At 41.4% G+C, this 19,338-nt stretch carries 22 protein-coding genes and 2 pseudogenes; 19 read left to right on the forward strand and 5 right to left on the reverse strand.

Annotated elements, in window-relative coordinates:
* Positions 1-77 precede the first annotated feature (77 nt).
* The 8 genes and pseudogenes from IPP86_08290 (at position 78) to IPP86_08325 (ending at position 4,802) form a co-directional block, all read left to right on the forward strand.
* Positions 78-425 (forward strand): hypothetical protein, encoded by a 348-nt coding sequence (locus IPP86_08290; GenBank protein ID MBL0138514.1) that lies wholly within the window; start codon positions 78-80, stop codon positions 423-425.
* Between the two features lie 490 nt (positions 426-915).
* On the forward strand, positions 916-1,179 hold the full coding sequence (locus tag IPP86_08295) for a hypothetical protein (GenBank protein ID MBL0138515.1): 264 nt from the start codon (positions 916-918) through the stop codon (positions 1,177-1,179).
* Complete coding sequence (locus tag IPP86_08300; GenBank protein ID MBL0138516.1) at positions 1,131-1,337, forward strand: hypothetical protein; 207 nt, start codon at positions 1,131-1,133, stop codon at positions 1,335-1,337. Before IPP86_08295 ends, IPP86_08300 begins: the two co-directional genes overlap by 49 nt.
* Positions 1,338-1,536: 199 nt before the next feature.
* Positions 1,537-1,668: a hypothetical protein gene (locus tag IPP86_08305; GenBank protein MBL0138517.1), complete on the forward strand. Its 132-nt coding sequence runs from the start codon at positions 1,537-1,539 to the stop codon at positions 1,666-1,668.
* Between the two features lie 512 nt (positions 1,669-2,180).
* Positions 2,181-3,077: pseudogene (locus tag IPP86_08310) on the forward strand (2-oxo acid dehydrogenase subunit E2).
* A 276-nt stretch (positions 3,078-3,353) separates the two neighbouring features.
* Positions 3,354-3,871, forward strand: a pseudogene (locus tag IPP86_08315) (hypothetical protein).
* A gap of 380 nt (positions 3,872-4,251) precedes the next feature.
* The gene (gene thpR, locus IPP86_08320; protein MBL0138518.1) at positions 4,252-4,572 is read left to right on the forward strand and encodes an RNA 2',3'-cyclic phosphodiesterase; all 321 of its coding nucleotides are present in this window, start codon (positions 4,252-4,254) and stop codon (positions 4,570-4,572) included.
* 20 nt (positions 4,573-4,592) lie between these two features.
* Positions 4,593-4,802, forward strand: coding sequence for a hypothetical protein (locus tag IPP86_08325; protein MBL0138519.1), 210 nt, complete (start codon positions 4,593-4,595; stop codon positions 4,800-4,802).
* Positions 4,803-4,823: 21 nt separating this feature from the next.
* Here the strand turns inward: IPP86_08325 and IPP86_08330 are convergent, their stop codons facing one another.
* Positions 4,824-5,408, reverse strand: a complete 585-nt coding sequence (locus IPP86_08330; GenBank protein ID MBL0138520.1) for a NifU family protein — start codon at positions 5,406-5,408, stop codon at positions 4,824-4,826.
* Positions 5,409-5,655: 247 nt separating this feature from the next.
* Here IPP86_08330 and nadB point away from each other — a divergent pair, with 247 nt between their 5' ends.
* The 3 genes from nadB to IPP86_08345 all read left to right on the forward strand — a co-directional run bounded on the left by nadB (position 5,656) and on the right by IPP86_08345 (position 8,570).
* Positions 5,656-7,245: an L-aspartate oxidase gene (gene nadB, locus IPP86_08335; GenBank protein ID MBL0138521.1), complete on the forward strand. Its 1,590-nt coding sequence runs from the start codon at positions 5,656-5,658 to the stop codon at positions 7,243-7,245.
* A 33-nt stretch (positions 7,246-7,278) separates the two neighbouring features.
* Positions 7,279-8,247, forward strand: a complete 969-nt coding sequence (locus tag IPP86_08340; protein ID MBL0138522.1) for an acyl transferase — start codon at positions 7,279-7,281, stop codon at positions 8,245-8,247.
* 110 nt (positions 8,248-8,357) lie between these two features.
* Complete coding sequence (locus IPP86_08345) at positions 8,358-8,570, forward strand: hypothetical protein (protein MBL0138523.1); 213 nt, start codon at positions 8,358-8,360, stop codon at positions 8,568-8,570.
* Positions 8,571-8,632: 62 nt separating this feature from the next.
* On the opposite strand, the gene IPP86_08350 is transcribed toward IPP86_08345, so the two are convergent.
* Complete coding sequence (locus IPP86_08350) at positions 8,633-9,913, reverse strand: tyrosine--tRNA ligase (GenBank protein ID MBL0138524.1); 1,281 nt, start codon at positions 9,911-9,913, stop codon at positions 8,633-8,635.
* Positions 9,914-10,011: 98 nt separating this feature from the next.
* On the opposite strand from IPP86_08350, the gene IPP86_08355 reads away from it, so the two are divergent.
* Positions 10,012-10,992 (forward strand): NAD-dependent epimerase/dehydratase family protein, encoded by a 981-nt coding sequence (locus IPP86_08355; protein MBL0138525.1) that lies wholly within the window; start codon positions 10,012-10,014, stop codon positions 10,990-10,992.
* A gap of 200 nt (positions 10,993-11,192) precedes the next feature.
* On the opposite strand, the gene IPP86_08360 is transcribed toward IPP86_08355, so the two are convergent.
* The 3 genes from IPP86_08360 to IPP86_08370 are packed head-to-tail and all read right to left on the reverse strand — an operon-like array spanning position 11,193 to position 13,636.
* Positions 11,193-11,546, reverse strand: a complete 354-nt coding sequence (locus tag IPP86_08360) for a DUF4296 domain-containing protein (protein MBL0138526.1) — start codon at positions 11,544-11,546, stop codon at positions 11,193-11,195.
* A 1-nt stretch (position 11,547) separates the two neighbouring features.
* Positions 11,548-12,885 carry a dihydroorotase gene (locus tag IPP86_08365; GenBank protein MBL0138527.1) on the reverse strand — a complete coding sequence of 446 codons (1,338 nt, stop codon included), beginning with the start codon at positions 12,883-12,885 and terminating at the stop codon, positions 11,548-11,550.
* A 7-nt stretch (positions 12,886-12,892) separates the two neighbouring features.
* On the reverse strand, positions 12,893-13,636 hold the full coding sequence (locus IPP86_08370) for a polyprenol monophosphomannose synthase (GenBank protein ID MBL0138528.1): 744 nt from the start codon (positions 13,634-13,636) through the stop codon (positions 12,893-12,895).
* A 176-nt stretch (positions 13,637-13,812) separates the two neighbouring features.
* Here IPP86_08370 and IPP86_08375 point away from each other — a divergent pair, with 176 nt between their 5' ends.
* From IPP86_08375 to IPP86_08405, 7 genes are all read left to right on the forward strand, one after another.
* On the forward strand, positions 13,813-14,169 hold the full coding sequence (locus IPP86_08375; GenBank protein ID MBL0138529.1) for a VOC family protein: 357 nt from the start codon (positions 13,813-13,815) through the stop codon (positions 14,167-14,169).
* Positions 14,170-14,831: 662 nt separating this feature from the next.
* Positions 14,832-14,978: a T9SS type A sorting domain-containing protein gene (locus IPP86_08380; protein MBL0138530.1), complete on the forward strand. Its 147-nt coding sequence runs from the start codon at positions 14,832-14,834 to the stop codon at positions 14,976-14,978.
* Positions 14,975-16,534, forward strand: a complete 1,560-nt coding sequence (locus IPP86_08385) for a T9SS type A sorting domain-containing protein (protein ID MBL0138531.1) — start codon at positions 14,975-14,977, stop codon at positions 16,532-16,534. The genes IPP86_08380 and IPP86_08385 overlap by 4 nt, the downstream gene beginning before the upstream one ends.
* 439 nt (positions 16,535-16,973) lie before the next feature.
* Positions 16,974-17,711, forward strand: coding sequence for a methyltransferase domain-containing protein (locus IPP86_08390; protein MBL0138532.1), 738 nt, complete (start codon positions 16,974-16,976; stop codon positions 17,709-17,711).
* A gap of 40 nt (positions 17,712-17,751) precedes the next feature.
* Positions 17,752-18,225, forward strand: a complete 474-nt coding sequence (locus IPP86_08395) for a hypothetical protein (GenBank protein ID MBL0138533.1) — start codon at positions 17,752-17,754, stop codon at positions 18,223-18,225.
* A gap of 33 nt (positions 18,226-18,258) precedes the next feature.
* Positions 18,259-18,507 carry an RNA-binding protein gene (locus IPP86_08400; GenBank protein MBL0138534.1) on the forward strand — a complete coding sequence of 83 codons (249 nt, stop codon included), beginning with the start codon at positions 18,259-18,261 and terminating at the stop codon, positions 18,505-18,507.
* 102 nt (positions 18,508-18,609) lie between these two features.
* Positions 18,610-19,302: a hypothetical protein gene (locus IPP86_08405; protein MBL0138535.1), complete on the forward strand. Its 693-nt coding sequence runs from the start codon at positions 18,610-18,612 to the stop codon at positions 19,300-19,302.
* Positions 19,303-19,338 lie beyond the last annotated feature (36 nt).

The following is a 19,338-nucleotide window of genomic DNA, read 5'->3' on the forward strand; positions in this document are numbered from 1 at the left end:
GGGTGTCGTGTATGAAGTCATTCAAATGTCTTTGCTGAGAGGATATCGGACAGGAGGAACCATTCATCTGGTGACGAATAATCAAATCGGATTCACTACAAAATTATATCGACGGTCGTTCCAGTACTTATTGCACAGATGTTGCCAAAGTCACACTCTCTCCTGTCTTCCACGTAAATGGAGATGATGTTGAAGCATTGGTCGCATTGAACTCACCAATGGAATTCAGACAGAAATTTCACCGTGATGTGTTCATCGTTATTCTCGGATACCGAAAATACGGCGGTCACAACGAAGGCGATGAACCACGGTTCACACAACCTTTGCTCTACAAAGCGATCGCGGAACGTCAGAACCCGCGTGAAGTGTATAATGCGAAACTTCTCTCTCGAGGGAGAAGTGGAAGCAACACAGCCTGCGCTTGAGCTCGAACAAGAATTCAATGGCTTGCTCAGGAGTTAGTCTGGATACAGCCCGACAATCGAAAAGTAAAAGAAAGTTTCTCCACACCTCAGAAGGAAGCTGGAAAGGTTTACACCTTCAAATAGATCCGATTTCGAAACTTCTCCTGAAACAGGGGAGTAGAGAAAAATGTAATCGATATCGGAAATAAAATCTCGACGCCCCTGCCGATAAAAAATTCTCTGCGTAAGACAGTTCGCTTATTCGAAGACCAGAAAAACTTGTCGCGGATGAAAAAGCTGGTTAGGCCCGCTGGCGGAATTACTGGCTTATGGAGCATGCTGAAAGACGGTTTCCCAATCCGGTTAGTGGACAGGATGTAGAGCTGTGGAACTTTCTTATTATCATGCCGTTGTTTCGTGTGGAGGATTCGGAAGAGATTAATATACTCCTCTGCAAATGTAGATCAAAAGCAGGCTTCATTTTCCATTTATAATTCTCTGCTCTCAGAATATGCGGTTTCTTGGCAAAGAATATGGCTATACCATGTCGACCGCAAATTCTCTTGTCATCTGGGAAGCGCAGTTTGGTGATTTCATGAATGGTGCGCAGATTGTGATTGATCAGTACATCAGCAGCGCGGAAGACAAATGGAACCGGATAGGTGGCATCATCGTGGTATTACCTCACAGTTATGAAGGCCAGGGGCGGAGCATTCAGGCGCGCGACTGGAACGTTTCCTCAATCTCTGCGCTGAACACAATATGCAGATTGTGACGTGCACTACGCCGGCGAACTTCTTTCATGCATTGCGTCGTCAGTTAAAACGTCCGTTCAGAAAACCTTTGGTTGTTTTTCTCCAAAGAGTTTGTTGCGTCATCCGCGTTATGTCTCTTCGTTTGATGATTTGTCCAAAGGCGGATTCCGCGAAGTGATTGATGATGTAACTGCCGATCCAAAACAGGTGAAAAAGTTGTGGTTTGTTTCAATTGGTGTGCTATGAATTATTGGACAAAAAAGAAAAAGATCAAAATGATGATATCGCATTGGTAATTTTAGACCAATTGTATCCTTTCCCTGCCGGACAATTGATCGCCTTAAGAAAAATATTCAAAAGCGACAGAGTGGATCTGGTTGCAGGAAGCCGATCCCAACATGGGTGCATGGTCATATTTGTTGAGAGACTTGTGGGATATTTCTTTCAAAGTCATCGCCAGATCAGAAAGTGCCAGTCCTGCCACAGGATCTCCACCACAAAACTCATGAACGCGAACAAAAGGAACTCTCAACAGAGTTTTCGAAAAGTAGCCCATCTCTCAATAATATCCCTCTACGTCCTTTGCGTCTTTGCATAAAATATTTTCGAACAAAAGCCCAAGTGGGCAGGGTGACAAGATTCCTATATCAAGGTGAGTAAGGAAGTCCCCAGCCCCGGTGAATAACCATATCAAGTTCAGATAGCTAGATGGATTACAAGATAGCACCATACGTTGAAAAGGATGATGAGATCTGGCAAAGTTAGTTCCGACGACAACGTTGACACTGGATGCGGAAACCTCCGAGGACAATAAAAATTCTTGCGAAAGAAGGAGAAACTGTACGCGTAAGCGCCAGTTGATTATTCTATCGATACAGATGGAGTAGCTCCTGAGATGGAAAAAGGAGAGAAACCAAAAGCAAAAAATGGAAACCGCAGCCCCTGTGCGACACTGGCTACAGAAAGAAGTAGTACCAACTGAACTGCCGGCATTCAAAGCTCTCCTGCGGCCGAAAAGCTGATGAAAGAAAAAGGCATCGCTCCGGCGCAGGTAAGTGCATCCGGTAAGGTGGAAGGAATTACTAGGGTGATGTACTCAATGTCGGTAATGTTCCGGCAAATGTCAGCGGTCGCGCCTCTCAATCCGGGTGGTGAACGCAATAAGCGCAGGGAGAAGATGAGTATGCTCCGTAAAAAGTTGCGGAACAACTCGTTGCTGTGAAGCAGGAAACCGCAATGCTGACCACGTTTAACGAGGTTGACATGTCGTCCGATTATGGATATTCTTAAACAGTATAAAAGATAAATTCAAAGAAGCTCATGGTGTAAATCTGGGTTTCGTGTCGTTTTACAAAGGCGGTGTGTGAAGCATTGTATGCTTTCCTGCGGTGAATGCACGCACATTGATGGTACAGACCTGGTTTATCATGGATTACTGTGATATTGGAATCGCGGTGAGCGCTCGAAAGGATTAATGGTACCTGTGATTCGCAATGCAGAAACTTTGAGTCTGGCTCAGATCGAAGCCAACGTGATGGAGCTTGCGGGGAAGAGCTCGTGATGGAAAGATTTCCATCGATGAAATGACCGATGGAACATTTACGATTACCAACGGTGGCGTTTTCGGGTCCATGTTATCAACTCCGATTATCAATCCTCCTCAAAGCGCGATTCTTGGAATGCACAATATCGTTGAGCGTCCTGTCGCTATCGATGGAAAGGTGGAAATCCGTCCGATCATGTATGTCGCGCTCTCTTATGATCACCGCATCATCGACGGTCGCGAGTCTGTCGGGTTCCTGGTTAAAGGAAACAAATGCTGGAGGATCCAACAAAGATGCTGTTTCATGGCAAAGATCCGGTAAGACTTTGCTGGGGCTTTAAAGTGTTTAATCTGTATCAAATTTTCAATGGTTAATGATTTGAACCAGCCCAAATGGGGTTCAGATCTTTTCATGCAAGTAATTAATGCCGCTTAAACTTCAATTTGTTAAATTATTGGCGGCATAACTAATTCTAATGTAGGTTCTCTTCCATTATCCTCGAACCTGCATAAGATTGGTAGGGGTCATCTCTAAATAAACTTGAATTGTAGATTTCACGAATACAAATAAAACTGCAAATAAATGCTGAAATCAGATGTATGTCTAATATTTGCTTTGGAAATGATCGTCTGTTTTTGTAAATTAGCTAGGTGAAAAAGATAAAAGGGCTTGATTTTATTATCGACAAGCTAACAAACTCAATTGAAAATGTCGTTACTGGCGATATCCAAACAGAGGTGTCTCTATTAACAAAACTAGATTTGAAATCAATCACCAAAGGAAATGGCTGGACATTTAATTGGAAATCTGAAATTAGTGATCCTGCCAGAGAAGTTTACAAATTGACAATTATCAATAATTCCACAATCATTCAGGATTAATCAGTTTGGAAGTTAAGGTGGATCATGTTTTTATGCATTTGGTTGAGAGTGCACCTTTCAATAAAGGAAAATCCAAGATGTATTCCGGTGTTGCTGGGAATTTGGTAGCATTTGCCTGTAAGTTATCTTTTCAAAGAGGACATCAGGGAAATATTGCTTTCGTTCAAAGACTCAGTTAATTGGTCACTATGTGAAGACACTTGGTGCAGTTCATATTGGTGGGGGTATTAGTTATTGAATCCAAAGCAGCGCAAATATTAATTGACAAATATTTGCAAAATCAATAAAAATGAAGACGATAAAAATTGACTTGGATATTGATTGTATCGGTGGCCAGGATAAATTGACTAAAGAGGAAGAAAGATTAATTGCCGAGTACTTCCAATAAAAGAAAAAAACAAATCAAAGCTTTCTCGTTCTTCAAATAAGAAGATAGTTTTTCGAAAAAGGACCAAAGTTTCAATTTTAATTTTCATTTACCAGAACCATGAACTGATGTATTATTTTGGTCTGCTTTGGTTTTGTAATATCATAATTTGGATTTTTTCCGTAAAGAGCTAATCAGGTAATGACTAATATTCTTTTTAATAAGCACTATGCCAGGTTATAAATTTTTGTACGCTTTTTTATTATGGCAAATCTTCAGATTTAGTTAATGTTTTGACAAATGGTTCGAATATTTCTTGCATTTCCTCTTCCATTGAATTTACGGAAACAATTACTGCAAATGTTTTCCGGATACAGCAATGCTGCAGGTTTTCGCTGGACTCCGGAAGAGAATCTGCACATCACAATATTTTTTATAGGTGAAGTAGAAGAAGAGAAGATTCCTCTCATCCGAGAAAAAATACAGGGAGTCCTCAGTCAGCAATCATCCTTTCATCTCGAATTTGAGCAGTTCGAATTTCGCGGACACAGCAGGAAGCCTTCAATGTTTTGGGCGCGTTTAAAAAATCAAAAGTTTTTTCGGTTTTGTCAGCTAAGGTAGCTTCTGAAGTACAGCAATACATGACAATAAAGATTCAGCACCAAGATCCGATTCCGCATATAACGATTGCGCGACTAAAAAGAGAATCAGAAGTTGATGCTATTTCTCCTGAGTCTTTTGCGAAAATTGAATTGCCGGAAATTGATTTCGCGGAATTATGGCAAACTGTTCACACACCTTCAGGCGTAAAATACCTTTCGCTGGAAAAATTTGATTTTGAAAAAAAATAGAAAAAAGTTTTTTTAAGGTAATCAACCTTCTTCAGCAACAACTTCATTCACTTCCGGTACAAGGCTTTTTAATAATTTTTCAATTCCGCCTTTTAATGTTTGTGTAGAAGATGGACAGCCACTGCATGAACCTTTCATCACCAATGTAACTATACCATCTGAAAAAGATTTGAAATGAATCGCACCGCCGTCTTGTTCGACAGCAGGTTTAACATATTCGTCGAGGGTTTCAATGATCTTGGTTTCAATTGCTGAGGCTGTTTTTGTCCTGTCGATTTCCGGATCAGCAATTTGTTCAACCGGACCGGTAAACACCGGTTGTCCGCTTTCCATATAGCTTTTAATGAACTCTCTGAAGATCCCCATGGTTTCATACCAGTCCACATCTGAGTTTTTGGTCAGCGTTACAAAATTTGTCGTGATAAAAACGCCGGAAATGCCTGAAAACCCAAAGAGCTGCATAGCCAAAGGGCAGTTCTTTGCCTGATCCTTAGAAGTGTACTCAACACTGCCTTCCTCAAGGAGGTAGCGGTTCACTACAAATTTCATCGCCGCCTGATTCGGCGTCGCCTCGGCATAAACAGTGATTACTTTTTTGATTTCCATAGCTAATGCAAAGATACGATTTATTTTGGGGACGAGGGACGGGGGGCGAGGGACGATTGGGTTTCGGGTTCCGCGTTGCGGGTTAAAAATTTGTTTGTGCTGCATACTCCCAACTCCTGACTCCCGACTTTCAACCTAGAACCTCGAACGGACTGCCGTCCCCTGTCTCTCGTCCCCCGTCCCCCGTCTCCCGTCTCCCGTCCCCCGTCCCTCGTCCCTCGTCCCTTTTTCCTACCTTTACCCCATAATGAGTACAACACAAAAACAAGTAGATTTTTTAGTTATCGGAAGCGGGATTGCCGGACTTACGTTTGCCCTGAAAGTGGCGGAACATGGCAAGGTTATCATTATCACCAAGGCAAACGCTGAAGAGTCCAATACCAAATATGCTCAGGGCGGGATTGCAGGTGTGATGCACGGTCCGGATACTTTTGAAAAACATGTTCAGGATACTCTGGAATGTGGAGCAGGATTATGCGATGAACGAATTGTAAGAATGGTCGTTACCGAAGGAGCCCAGCGCATTCGTGAGATTATTGAATGGGGAACCAGGTTTGATAAAAATGAAACCGGAGATTTCGATCTTGCAAAAGAAGGCGGACACAGTGAGCATCGCGTATTGCATTTCAAAGATGCCACGGGAAATGAAATTGAACGTGCATTGCTGGAACAGATCCATCAGCATCCCAATATTTCTATTTACACACATTATTTTGCCGTTGATATAATTACGCAGCATCATCTTGGAAAAGAAGTGATGCGCAGCACACCGGGGATAGAATGTTATGGAGCATATGTCCTCAACTTGCAGACTAAAGAAATTGAAACGATTCTTAGCAAAGTGACATTGGTAGCTACGGGCGGGGCCGGACAAGTTTACAAAGCCACCACCAATCCGGTTATTGCTACCGGTGATGGTATCGCGATGGTTTATCGGGCAAAAGGGCAGGTGAAAGACATGGAGTTTATTCAATTCCATCCAACAGCTTTGTACAATCCCGGCGAACATCCATCATTCCTGATCACCGAAGCTGTAAGGGGTTTCGGAGCTGTTTTGAAAACACAAGATGGTGTCGAGTTCATGCAGAAGTACGATGAACGGAAATCTCTTGCGCCTCGCGATATTGTCGCACGCGCGATTGATAACGAAATGAAAATTAGCGGAGATGAATTTGTGTTTCTGGATTGCCGCCACATTCCCTTCGATAAATTTGTTGAGCATTTTCCAAACATCAATCAAAAGTGTAAGAGCATTGGTATTGATGTTACAAAAAATATGATTCCTGTTGTTCCTGCCGCTCACTATATCTGCGGAGGAATAGTTGTCGATGAATTCGGCCGCAGCAACATTGGAAATTTATATGCGGCGGGAGAATGTGCCTGTACCGGTTTGCATGGTGCGAACCGGCTAGCGTCTAATTCACTGTTGGAAGCGCTTGTGTTTTCTCACCGCGCTGCAATGAACGCGATTACAACATATAATTCCGTTCAGTATAACAAGGAAGTTCCGGATTGGGATGCGGAAGGAACCACCCAGCCCAATGAAATGGTTCTCATCACCCATAACCTGCGCGAATTGCAGGATGTGATGAGCAACTATGTTGGGATTGTGAGGTCGGATCAGCGACTGAAACGTGCTTTGAATCGTCTGCGAATCATTTATGGAGAAACCGAAGCCTTGTATGAACGCACAGTACTTTCTCCAAAACTTTGCGAACTCAGGAATCTCATTACTGTTGCTTATCTCATTGTAAAATTCGCGATGGAGCGCAAGCAAAATGTTGGCTTACATTATTCGACAGATAATCCGGTCACAGAAACAACAAAAAGCAATTAAGCTGTGAATTGGAAAGAACAACGGGAGCAACTGATCCGAAAAATATTTTCCGCCGGAGCCGATGAATTGCATTCGCTCACACTTGATGTTTTTAAATACCAGGTGGAATTTAATCCGGTGTATGGAAAGTACGTCAAATCCCTGAGACCCGATTGGAAAGACATGTCAAATCCGGCAGAAATTCCGTTTCTCCCTATTGAATTTTTCAAAAACTTTGAGATTCTCACCGGCTTTACGAATTCCGATACTGTTTTCAGCAGCAGCGGAACAACCGGAATGGAAGTGAGTCGGCATTTTGTTCCTGATCCTGAAATCTATCGAACTTCTTTCAGAAAGGGATTCGAATTGTTTTACGGTCCTGCTGAAGAGTATTGTTTGCTTGCTTTATTGCCTTCGTACATGGAACGGGAAGGTTCATCACTAATTTTGATGGCCGACGATCTGATCCGACAAAGCAAGAATCCTCATAGTGGTTTTTATCTGAAACATTCTGCTGAATTATCCGATCTTCTGAAATCGCTAAAAAGCAAGAGACAAAAAACAATTCTCCTGGGAGTGACTTTTGCATTGCTTGATTTCGCGGAAGCATTTCCACTTAGTTTTCGGGAACTCATTGTGATGGAAACAGGTGGGATGAAGGGGAGAAAAAAGGAAATGGTCCGGGAAGAAGTACATGATGTTTTGCGCAAAGGATTTGATGTTCCTGCAATACATTCGGAATATGGAATGACGGAATTGTTGTCTCAGGCATATTCAAAAGGAGACGGTTTGTTTTTTACTCCACCCTGGATGAAAATTTTTCTGCGAGACACCAATGACCCTTTTAGTTATGTTGAGCCCGGTACCACGGGGGGCATCAATGTCATTGATCTTGCAAACCTGGATTCCTGTGCCTTCATCGCGACCCAGGATTTGGGAAAAATGCACAACGATAACAGCTTTGAAGTGATCGGTCGCTTCGATTATAGCGACGTAAGAGGATGTAACCTATTGGTTATCTGATCTGAAAACCATTTGCTGAGGAAGTTCCCTGTTTTTTTTACTCTTGAAATTCTCAGTCTGCATTCAAATCCAATGATTACTTTTGCCAAAGCATCCAATACATCCATCAAATGAAAGACAGGCGCCGCCTCATTATTATTGTTGTTTCAGTAGGAATCGGAAGTCTTATTTCCCTGTACATCGTAAAGCAACGTCTCGGAAATTTAAAACGGGAAGATTATATCCAGCTTGGATTCAATTTCTTTTTCGCGATCGCTGTTGTAGTCGGAATCGCAATGCTTCTAAACCACATGAACAAAAAAAATCCCAACGGACCGGAATAAAACCTCGAACCCCTCCGTCCCTCGCCCCCTGTCCTCCGTCCCCCGTCCTCTGTCCCTCGTCCCTACTTCAGAACTACTAAATAATAATTCTTCTTCCCCTTCTGCGCCAGAATATATTTTTCTCTGATACTGTCTTTCGCGCTGACAATTCTTTCGACATCTTCTACTTTGCCTTTATTGATCAGCACTCCGCCACCCTGTATCATTTTACGGGCTTCACCACGGGAAGGGAAAATATTTGTTTTGTCGGCAAGAAAATCCACAACATTGATTCCTGCTTCCAGTTCGCTTTTTGAAATTTCCACTTTCGGCACGCCTTCAAAAACAGCGAGGAGGTCACTTTCAGAAAGATTCATCAATGCTTCCGCTGTTCCTTTTCCAAAAAGAATTTCGGATGCTTCAACAGCTGCGAGGTAATCTTTTTCTGAATGAACACGTATGGTCACTTCTTTTGCAAGCTCCTTCTGAAGTAAACGTAAATGAGGAGCCTTCGCATGTTCAGTTTCCAGCGCTTCGATTTCTTCTTTTGTCTTCAGTGTAAAAATCCGGATGTAATTTTTTGAGTCTTCATCCGCCGCGTTCATCCAGAATTGATAGAACTGATAAGGAGAAGTTCGTTTAGCATCCAGCCATACATTTCCACCTTCGGTCTTTCCGAATTTCGTTCCATCCGCTTTTTTGATCAACGGTGTTGTGAGCGCGAATGCTTCTCCGCCATCTTTTCTGCGGATCAGTTCTGTGCCGGTCACGATATTTCCCCACTGATCAGAACCTCCCATTTGCAGACGAATTCCCTGGTGTTTCCAGAGGTAGTAAAAATCATAGCCCTGTACGAGCTGGTAGGAAAATTCCGTGAAAGACATTCCGCTTTCCATTCTTTTGGAAACAGAATCTTTCGCCATCATGTAATTGATCGTGATGTGTTTTCCGATATCGCGGATGAATTCCAGAAAGCTGAAGTTTTTAAACCAGTCGTAATTATTGACAATCTCCGCGGATTGTTCACCGCAATTAAAATCGAGGAATTTTTCGAGCTGCGCTTTCTGGCAGGCCAGGTTGTAATTCAGGGTCTCTTCGTTGAGCAGGTTTCTTTCCTGGGATTTACCGCTTGGATCGCCCACCATTCCCGTAGCCCCTCCTACCAGAGCGATGGGTTTATGCCCGCACTGCTGAAAATGCAATAGCGACATGACTTGCACGAGGTTACCCACGCCAAGGGAATCCGCTGTTGGATCAAATCCAATGTAGCCCTTGACCATCCCTGCATTGAGAAGTTCTTCTGTACCCGGCATCACATCGTGTAACATTCCCCGCCAGCGCAATTCTTCGATAAAATTCTTCATGACTCTGATTTTGCCGCTAAAGATAGGCAGCACAAGCGGATGTACAAATGCCTCAGAATTCAAAACATTTGCCATCTTCGCACCAAGATTATCCATTTATGATCCTCGTTACAGGCGGAACCGGACTCGTCGGTTCACATTTGTTGCTCGAATTGTGCAGAAAAGGGAAGAAAGTCCGGGCTCTACACAGGCCGGGAAGTTCCCATGCACAGGTGGAAAGGGTCTTTTCTTCAGCGCCGGAATTAATGCAACAAATAGAATGGTTTGAAGGCGATATCAATGATGTGTACTCGGTTCTGGAAGCCATTGATGGGGTGGAAGAAGTGTATCATGCAGCCGGACTCATTTCCTTTGTTCCTTCTGATAACAACAGAATGATGAAAGTGAATATCGAAGGCACGGCCAACATGGTGAATATGGCTCTCGAAAAAGGAATCAAAAGATTCTGTCATTTTAGTTCTGTCGCGGCAATTGGTCGTTCTGAAGAAGGATTGGAAATCAACGAAAAAACTGTTTGGAAAACATCATCGCTCAATTCGAATTATGCCATCAGTAAATACGGCGCCGAACGAGAAGTCTGGCGTGCTGTTGAAGAAGGTTTGAACGCTGTGATCGTTAACCCGACAATCATTTTCGGTCCGGGAAACTGGGATTCCGGCAGCGCGAAAATGTTTATGGAAGTATGGAAAGGTTTGCGTTTTTATACAACCGGTTCAACCGGATTTGTCGATGTAAGAGATGTCGCTTCTGCTGCCGTTCGGTTGATGGAAAAAGGAGTAAGTGCTCAACGCTATATTCTCAATTCAGAAAATCTGCCTTACAAGAAAATATTTGAAACCATAGCCGAACAACTCCATAAAAAGAAACCAAGCATTCGCGTAAGTCCTTTGCTTGGTGAAATTGCCTGGCGTGGCATCGCTTTTTCTCATTTGTTTTCAAAAAAGAAACCCCTCATCACCCGCGAAACCACCCGCAACGCGCAAAAAAACTGGAAGTATTCCAACGAGAAAATTGTAAAGAAACCGGTATCCAATTTATCCCCATCGCGGATTCAATTGCTGATACGTGTGGGCTTTTAAAAGAGTTCGAGAGGAGAATTTAGTTGTTAGTTGTTAGTTGTTAGTTGTTAGTAGTTGGGAAATAATTTTTGAAATTTTCCTTCAAAATCTAAAATCTAAAATCTAAAATCTAAAATCTAAAATCTAAAATCTAAAATCTAAAATCTAAAATCTAAAATCTAAAATCTACAATCTAAAATCTACAATCTGCAATCTACAATCTACAATCCCTTCCCTCCAAGGCTCTGCGTTTTACTCAGCTCATCAATAACATCCTGATAAATTTCAGACATCATTTCCGGGCGATCGCTGTAGTATTTCAGACTTTTGAGAAATTTTTCAGCGGGGATATTTCTCTTTTTTAAAATATTGATGGAAAGCTCGGTGTTGTTATAACGAATCGTATCACTGTATTGAAAAACAGATACTGCCGATTGAGCAATTTGCAGATCCACAAACAAGGGAACCATTTCCGCGGGTGTGAGTACGTCATCGGGAATTTTTTCTTCTCCTTTGGAGCAGGAAAAGAAAGCGATGATGATACAGAAAAGAAGGCTCTTGAAAAGAGATTTCATTTTAATTTCGGTTAAATAAAAGACGTTCTCCTTTTTTACTTTCGTCAAACACTCCATTCGCGTAAGCAAGATGTCCGCTTACAAAAGTATGACTCACCTGTGATCTGAAAGTTGTTCCTTCAAACGGACTCCATCTGCATTTGGCAAGAATATTTCCCGGTTTTACGGTCCAGGGATAATTCAGATCAACCAAAACCAGATCCGCCCAATATCCTTCACGAATATATCCTCTGTCACGAATCTGAAAACAGTCGGCGACAGCATGACTCATTTTCCGTACGATCGTTTCAAGCGAAATTTTTCCGTTGTGATAAAACTCCAGCATGGCTGCAAGTGCATGCTGCACCAAAGGCCCGCCGGAAGGACATTTCAGATAGTGCTGATTTTTTTCGGCAAGTGTATGCGGAGCATGATCCGTAGCGATGACATCCAATCGATCATCCAGCAAGGCTTTGAACAAAGCTTCTTTGTCGGACTGAGATTTAATCGCCGGATTCCATTTGATGCGTGTGCCAAGTTTTTCATAATCTCGGTCGTCGAACCAAAGATGATGTATACAAACTTCCGATGTGATTCTTTTTTGTGAAAGCGGAATATCGTTGCGGAACAGTTCCAGTTCTCTTTCTGTACTGATGTGCAGGATGTGCAATCGTGTATTGTGTTGTTTCGCCAGAGAAATCGCGAAGGAGGAACTCAGGTAACAAGCTTCAGAACTGCGAATTTCAGGATGCATTTTCACCGGAATATCATCCCCGTACAAATCCCTGATCCGCGCCATGTTCCTGTGTATGGTCGTTTCATCTTCGCAATGTGTCGCGATGAGCATTGGAGAAAGCGAAAAGACTTTCTCCAGAGTGGTCGCTGAATCCACAAGCATGTTGCCGGTTGAAGAACCCATGAATATTTTTATTCCGCATACATTCTCCGGATTGGTTCTCAGGATTTCATCGAGGTTGTCGTTCGATGTACCCATGAAGAATGAAAAATTTGCCAGTGATTTATTCGCAGCCAATTGGTATTTATCTTCCAGTAAATCCTGACTAAGCGTATTGGGAACCGTATTCGGCATTTCCATATAGGAAGTAATACCTCCGGCAACAGCAGCTTTCGATTCAGTATAAATTTCCGCTTTGTGTGTGAGTCCCGGTTCCCGGAAATGTACCTGGTCATCGATGGCTCCCGGCAAAAGAAATTTTCCCTTTGCATCGATTAACTCTGCGGAAGAAGAACTGAGATTTGTCCCGATCTTTTCGATTCTTCCGTTTGTAATCAATAGATCGCCGTCAACGATTTTTCCTTCGTTAACGATTCTGGCGTTTTTTAATAAATAGGATTTCAAAACTGAATCAGGATTTTGGAGACTTTGGATATTTTCGGAAGAAACTCTTCCATTTCATTTGCATCACACCCAATATCGCTTCTTTAAAAATTCCTTTGCTCATCTTGCTGGTACCTTCGGTACGATCAGTAAAAATGATTGGAACCTCTGTAATTTTAAATCCACATTTCCAGGCAGTGAATTTCATTTCAATCTGAAAGGCGTAACCGATGAAACGGATTTCATCAAGCGGAATGGTTTCGAGAACTGTCCGCGTGTAACAGATAAATCCCGCTGTAGTATCCTTGATTTTTATGCCCGTGACCAGCCTTACGTAAACAGAAGCATAATACGACATCACCACCCTGCCAAGCGGCCAGTTCACGACATTGGCACCACGGATGTATCGTGATCCGATGGACATGTCCGCACCTTCATTTTTGCATGCCTGGTACAATCGGATGAGGTCGTCAGGATTGTGCGAAAAATCACAATCCATTTCAAAGATGAAATCATATTTGCGCGCGATGGCCCATTTAAATCCATGGATATAGGCTGTCCCTAAACCAAGCTTTCCTTTGCGTTCTTCTATAAAGAGTCGTCCTGAAAATTCCGGTATCAATCGTTTAACAATATCCGCAGTACCATCCGGAGAGCCATCATCAATAATCAGCAAATGAAAATCATGCGGAAGCGAGAAAACTTTACGGATCATTTTTTCCGCGTTTTCCTTTTCGTTATAGGTTGGTATGATTACGAGTGCGTCGCTCACGGGGTAATACTTGAGTGGCGAAGATACAAAATCGAAACCAATGTAACAGATTGAAATTGGGACTAATCGCTACCTGTTTTTGAGTATTTAGAATGTACCGGCTTATGGTATATTTGTATCTCCCTTGAGTCCAGACTTCTGGCTTATTTACCTGTACTTCACAATAATTTTCACTGATGTTAACAGCGATCCATCCGAAATTGCCCATGAGGAACAAAGTATCAACCCGGGACTTTTATATTAAGCATCTTGGTTTTGAAGAATTCGGTAATGCTGATTATAGCGGCTATCTGATGTTGCAAAAAGACGGTCTGCAAATTCATTTCTTTGAATTCCCGGAACTCAATCCGGAGGAGAACTATGGACAAGTGTATATCAGAACAAATGATATTGACGAATATTATCAATTCCTTTTGGAGAGAAAAACACCAATTCACCCGCAGGGTTCTCTTTCTGTAAAACCATGGGGACAAAAGGAATTTTCTGTTCTTGATCCGGATAAGAATTTGTTAACTTTCGGACAATCTGTATAGTTTTTATCTTTTTTATATAAATCAGCTTGTTGGTTATCCCTGCTGCGACAGACTTAATAACTCTTCAATCCTTTTCCCTCATACTTCAAATATACAAAAAGCTAATGGCGCTTCGACGGACATTCGTCCGTTGTACTTGAGCTGTGGATATTCATCCGCCAATCAAAGCTCAACGACTGTCAGTTCTGATCGAAACTTATACCTTGTTAATGTTTGAAAAAATACTACTCGAGGCGGTAACTACTGGCGGAGTTAACCAATCAATTTCCAGGACATTTGTCAGATTTTAATAATTACGGGCAGAGCTAAAAAGATAATCCTGTTCGTCGCAAACATTTTTGTCAACGACAGGGTTGCGATGTATGTTTTCAGTTTTTACGATGAGGCTTTCTCGGTAAAAAATTCAATCGCACGATTTTTATCTTTCCATACTTTTATTTTCCTGCATAAATTAACCCAAAAGTTCCCTGATTTGAATTCAATATACTTCCGCATCAGTTGATGAAAGTATACATATACGAGGAGCCATGATAGGTGGATGAATATCCACAGCTCAAGTACAACGGACGAATGTCCGTCGAAGCAACATCCTTTTTTGTATATTTGAAATATGAGGAAAAAAAATAGAATAGTTAGTAAGTCCGTCGCAGCGGGGTAAAAAAATGATAATTTCAGATTTGTACGGAAAAATAATCTTTGAAAGAATCTCAGATGCTGAATCATTTAAACTGGACATTAAATTTCTACCTGCAGGAGTATATTTAATTTCAATAGATGGAAGATATTCCAAAAAAATTATTAAGCTATGACAACTCCTCTGAATTTGAGAGTTCTAATTTTATTATTCTATGGGATAATGCTTTTAAATGTGAATTATGTATTACCTCAGGCTCCGGTAATACAGTGGCAAAGAAGTTACGGCGGATCATCTTTTGAAGGGATGGAATCTATCATTCAAACAATTGACAACGGATTTATTGCATGCGGAATAACTGAGTCAAGTGATGGTGATGTCACAGGTCATTACAATGCAGAAGATGTATGGGTAATAAAAATTGACAGCATTGGTCAATTGGAATGGCAAAAATGTTTAGGTGGGACAGGTCCTGATGGCGCTTACTCCATCATTCAGTTGATCAATGGGGATTATGTAATAACCGGAACATCCTGGTCGACCAATGGGGATGTTACCGGTAACCATGGTAAGAGCGATGTCTGGGTTGTAAAATTAAATTCCACAGGGAATATCATTTGGCAACGGTGTTTTGGTGGCACAGAACACGAAGGAGCGTATGCGATTAATTCAACCTTGGATGGAGGACTGATTTTAACAGGGACTACCGATTCCAATAATGGTGATGTGGTTGGCAACCATGGATATTATGATGTATGGTTAATTAAATTGGACAGTTCTGGAACTTTGGAATGGCAGAAATGTTTAGGTGGAGTTCCAAATGACGAAGGCTGGGCTGTTGTTCAAACTCCCGATAGTGGCTATGTGGTAGGAGGGAAAACCGATTCAAATGACGGAGATGTATCAGGACTTCATGGTTTTACTGATTTCTGGTTGGTGAAAGTCGATAAAGTTGGAAATTTTTTATGGCAATCTTGTTATGGAGGTCAAATTGGTCAAATGTGTAGAGATATAAAAATAACTCCAAGCGGTGGTTTCATACTGACCGGCGAAACTAATTCTACCACAGGAATGGTGACAGGGAATCATAGTTCGAATAAAGACATCTGGATAGTAGAAACGGATAGTCTTGGCCAATTCATACGTCAAAAATGTCTTGGCGGTACGGATCAGGAGGATAGCTACAGCATCTTGTGTACTTCGGATGGCGGATATCTTGTTGGTGGATATACGGTATCAACGGATGGTGATGTCACAGGGAGTCACGGGGGATGGAATCAGGATTATTGGATTATAAAATTAGATAGCACTTTGAACATCATTTGGGAACAATGTTATGGGGGCAGTGGAGATGAAGCACCATATCAAGTTATTGAAACAAGTGACAGCGGAATTATGGCAGCCGGATATTCATGGTCAATCGACGGGGATGTTACTGGAAATCACGGAGAGAGTGATGTTTGGATCATTAAATTAGTTAATTCCACTTCCTCAATTGGTGTGACAAACAAAGAAGATTCATTTTCTTATTATCCTAATCCGGTTACAGATATGCTTCATTTAAATAATTTACAAGAAAATGCTTCAGTCAGATTGACAACTCTCACAGGAACCAAAATAATTGAATTCAAAAGCGAGGACAAAATTTGTACACTGGACCTGTCGAGTTTGGATCCGGGCATTTACATTTTAGGTGTGAATGATCGGAAAATTAAAATTTTGAAATATTAATCAACCTCAGCTGGGACCGGTCCTTAACCCAAGCCAGTGCGCTGTCGGACTTGGCCTTTGCAATGGCGACGGGATGTTAACTTCAAATAATAATCCAGTACACTACAGAATCTGTATTCTTAGAGGAGGGTAACAAGACCTGTTTCAACAGGGTCGAATTGCATGTGTTGAATTTTACTCAATGTAAAAATTGGACAAATACTTATTCAGTGTGGCTTCTTTCAAAATTTTAAAATTTAATTGTAATGAAATTGTTCAAATGCAACCCTGTCGCAATGTTAAATATTTTGGTACATTTATTTTTAGAACAAGATTGGAAACACCCTGTAAGGCAAAGGTTATGGACTCAATAAAGGGTCAAGTCCGCCAACCCGCGGGCTTTCATTAAAGACATAACCCAGCGTGTTGTTGGTGATTCAGGGTATATTTCAGACATAAAATGAAGGATAATTTTTCAATTCAATCCGATAATTACGCGAAATACCGACCTGCATATCCTACGGAGTTCTATGATTATTTATATTCTTTAATACCCGCTTCACAAGCAGCCTGGGATTGTGGAACAGGAAATGGTCAGGTTGCATTTGAATTGGCGAAAAAATTTGATCATGTTTTTGCAAGCGATATCAGCGAATCTCAAATAAAGAATGCACTTCATGCAAAGAATATTGAGTATTCAATTCAAGCTGCAGAACAAACATCTTTTGCAAAGGATCAGTTTGATTTAATCATCGTGGCTCAGGCAATACATTGGTTTGATTTTGATAAATTTTATTCGGAAGTCAGGCGAACGGGAAATTCAAATGCTATACTCTGTGTACTTGGTTATGGAAAAATAGAGATCTCTGAGGAAATGGATCGTGTAATCAATAATTTTTACAGAAATGTAATAGGCTCCTATTGGGATAAGGAAAGAAAATATATCGATGAAAATTATAAAACCATTCCTTTTCCTTTTGAGGAATATACGGCACCTGATTTCGTAAATAAAATCCAATGGAGCCTTGAGCATTTGATTGGCTATCTTAACACTTGGTCAGCAGTGAAACATTTTATTTCGAAAAATAATTACAATCCGCTTGATGCATTAAAAAAGGAAATTGAAATTCTTTGGGGTGATTCGGAAGAAAGGAAAGTACGTTTTCCTTTGCTCCTGAGGATTGGAAAGATTCACTAAATTCACATTGAAATTTAATGATATATAATTTCATCTGTGTATGAAAAAATATTCCCGCCTTGCTTGGGTTATTGTTCTGTTCGCTGTTTTATCCTGCAAAAAGAAACAGGATGAACCAGTGTATGGCGACAACATTGGATGCAACAGTGTTCTTCCTTCTAAAATTTCTTTTACGCTGAACAATCGAGCTTGGTGCGCTGATGCAAGTTGTTTTGCTGATCTTGCCATTCATCTTACCGCGAATGGAATAAATTCAAATGCATCATCAATCACTCTCGAGCTCGATAGTTTACGTCCCGGAACTTATGTGATTAATAACGAAACAAATCATATTTTGTATACCAACGGAAACGCGTACGAATCGACTAATGCGAATCCGGGAACACTGGTAATCACTTCGAATGATGAAACACGCAATGTGCTGAAAGGCACTTTTTCTGTTACCCTTGTCAGCCCGATTTTGGGCAGCATTTCCATTAACAACGGGACCTTCGATCTTCTGTATACCGAGTAACAATTTCCCTGAAAATCAATTATCTTTGAAAGCATGAAATTATTTGTAAAAAATATCGAACCCTCTGTAAATGAGGTTCTTCTTGAGGCTATTTTCAAGCAATTCGGGGAAGTGCTCGACACGAAAATCGTTTACGATCGCATCACCTGGGAATCCAAAGGATTCGGTTTTGTTGAATACAAGAAGAAAGAAGATGCCATAAAGGCGATCGAAGCCCTGAATGGCAAGGAACTGGTTGGAAAAAAGCTGATCGTGAGTGAAGCGGTCGATAAGCCTCGTTAAAATTTGATTGTTAAAGAATTCCTGAACCGATGAATAATCCGGACAGGATTCCGTTTTTCTTTGTATCCTGTTATCCCTTCTTAAGAACAGGCCATAGCAAGGATGCGTTTTCATCATAAATCAATCTTACTTCTTTTGCTGCTGACTTCCGGAGCGTTTTATACACGCCCGGCAAAGGCTCAGGTTTTGGATACCTTGTATGCCAGTCTAGAAAAACGTCCAAAGTTTTTTATCAACCTCCAGAACTACTACGGTTTTATCAGTAAGGATTTTGCCAATTTCACCGGACTGAAATTCGGATTGAGTTACAACAAACGGGTTCGCTTTGGTTTTGGAGTTGCCGGTCTTGATGCCGGCTCGGTGGTCAGCGAAATCGAAATAGAAGAAGATACACTTTCCTATACTACAAACGGTGAATTGAAATTCAGTTTCATTTCTGCCAGCGCTGAGTACATTTTTTATCATCAATATCCCTGGCAGTTTTCCCTGATTCCGTATAATCTTGGTGTCGGTACTGCCAGTTATGAATACATCCGGAGAAGTGATAGGCAAAGAGTTTCCACACCCTCTGAAACCGTGATCATTTTCCAGCCCGAACTCACGGGACAATACAGCATTTTTCGGTGGATCGGTATCGGAACATCTTTCGGTTATCGGAAAACCTTGTATTCATCAAAAAATATCAGAGAAAATTTCAATTCTCCCACGTTTTCTGTGGGTCTGAAGTTGTTTATGGATGAAATATACAAGATGGTCTTTCCACACGGCCTGACAGGAAAGAAGAAATCATCCTGATGAGGTCATGTGCTGTAAAACCCTTTGTGATTGAGC

This window comes from Bacteroidota bacterium, from assembly GCA_016720935.1.
GTDB lineage: Bacteria > Bacteroidota > Bacteroidia > AKYH767-A > 2013-40CM-41-45 > JADKJP01.

What these genes read in the sequence shown, in the direction of transcription:
- IPP86_08295 (MBL0138515.1), top strand. Translation starts at nt 916, where the DNA reads ATGCGGTTTCTTGGCAAAGAATATGGCTATACCATGTCGACCGCAAAT.
- thpR (MBL0138518.1), top strand. Translation starts at nt 4,252, where the DNA reads ATGGTTCGAATATTTCTTGCATTTCCTCTTCCATTGAATTTACGGAAA.
- IPP86_08325 (MBL0138519.1), top strand. Translation starts at nt 4,593, where the DNA reads ATGACAATAAAGATTCAGCACCAAGATCCGATTCCGCATATAACGATT.
- IPP86_08330 (MBL0138520.1), bottom strand. Translation starts at nt 5,408, where the DNA reads ATGGAAATCAAAAAAGTAATCACTGTTTATGCCGAGGCGACGCCGAAT.
- nadB (MBL0138521.1), top strand. Translation starts at nt 5,656, where the DNA reads ATGAGTACAACACAAAAACAAGTAGATTTTTTAGTTATCGGAAGCGGG.
- IPP86_08345 (MBL0138523.1), top strand. Translation starts at nt 8,358, where the DNA reads ATGAAAGACAGGCGCCGCCTCATTATTATTGTTGTTTCAGTAGGAATC.
- IPP86_08350 (MBL0138524.1), bottom strand. Translation starts at nt 9,913, where the DNA reads ATGAAGAATTTTATCGAAGAATTGCGCTGGCGGGGAATGTTACACGAT.
- IPP86_08355 (MBL0138525.1), top strand. Translation starts at nt 10,012, where the DNA reads ATGATCCTCGTTACAGGCGGAACCGGACTCGTCGGTTCACATTTGTTG.
- IPP86_08360 (MBL0138526.1), bottom strand. Translation starts at nt 11,546, where the DNA reads ATGAAATCTCTTTTCAAGAGCCTTCTTTTCTGTATCATCATCGCTTTC.
- IPP86_08375 (MBL0138529.1), top strand. Translation starts at nt 13,813, where the DNA reads ATGTTAACAGCGATCCATCCGAAATTGCCCATGAGGAACAAAGTATCA.
- IPP86_08380 (MBL0138530.1), top strand. Translation starts at nt 14,832, where the DNA reads ATGATAATTTCAGATTTGTACGGAAAAATAATCTTTGAAAGAATCTCA.
- IPP86_08385 (MBL0138531.1), top strand. Translation starts at nt 14,975, where the DNA reads ATGACAACTCCTCTGAATTTGAGAGTTCTAATTTTATTATTCTATGGG.
- IPP86_08390 (MBL0138532.1), top strand. Translation starts at nt 16,974, where the DNA reads ATGAAGGATAATTTTTCAATTCAATCCGATAATTACGCGAAATACCGA.
- IPP86_08395 (MBL0138533.1), top strand. Translation starts at nt 17,752, where the DNA reads ATGAAAAAATATTCCCGCCTTGCTTGGGTTATTGTTCTGTTCGCTGTT.
- IPP86_08400 (MBL0138534.1), top strand. Translation starts at nt 18,259, where the DNA reads ATGAAATTATTTGTAAAAAATATCGAACCCTCTGTAAATGAGGTTCTT.
- IPP86_08405 (MBL0138535.1), top strand. Translation starts at nt 18,610, where the DNA reads ATGCGTTTTCATCATAAATCAATCTTACTTCTTTTGCTGCTGACTTCC.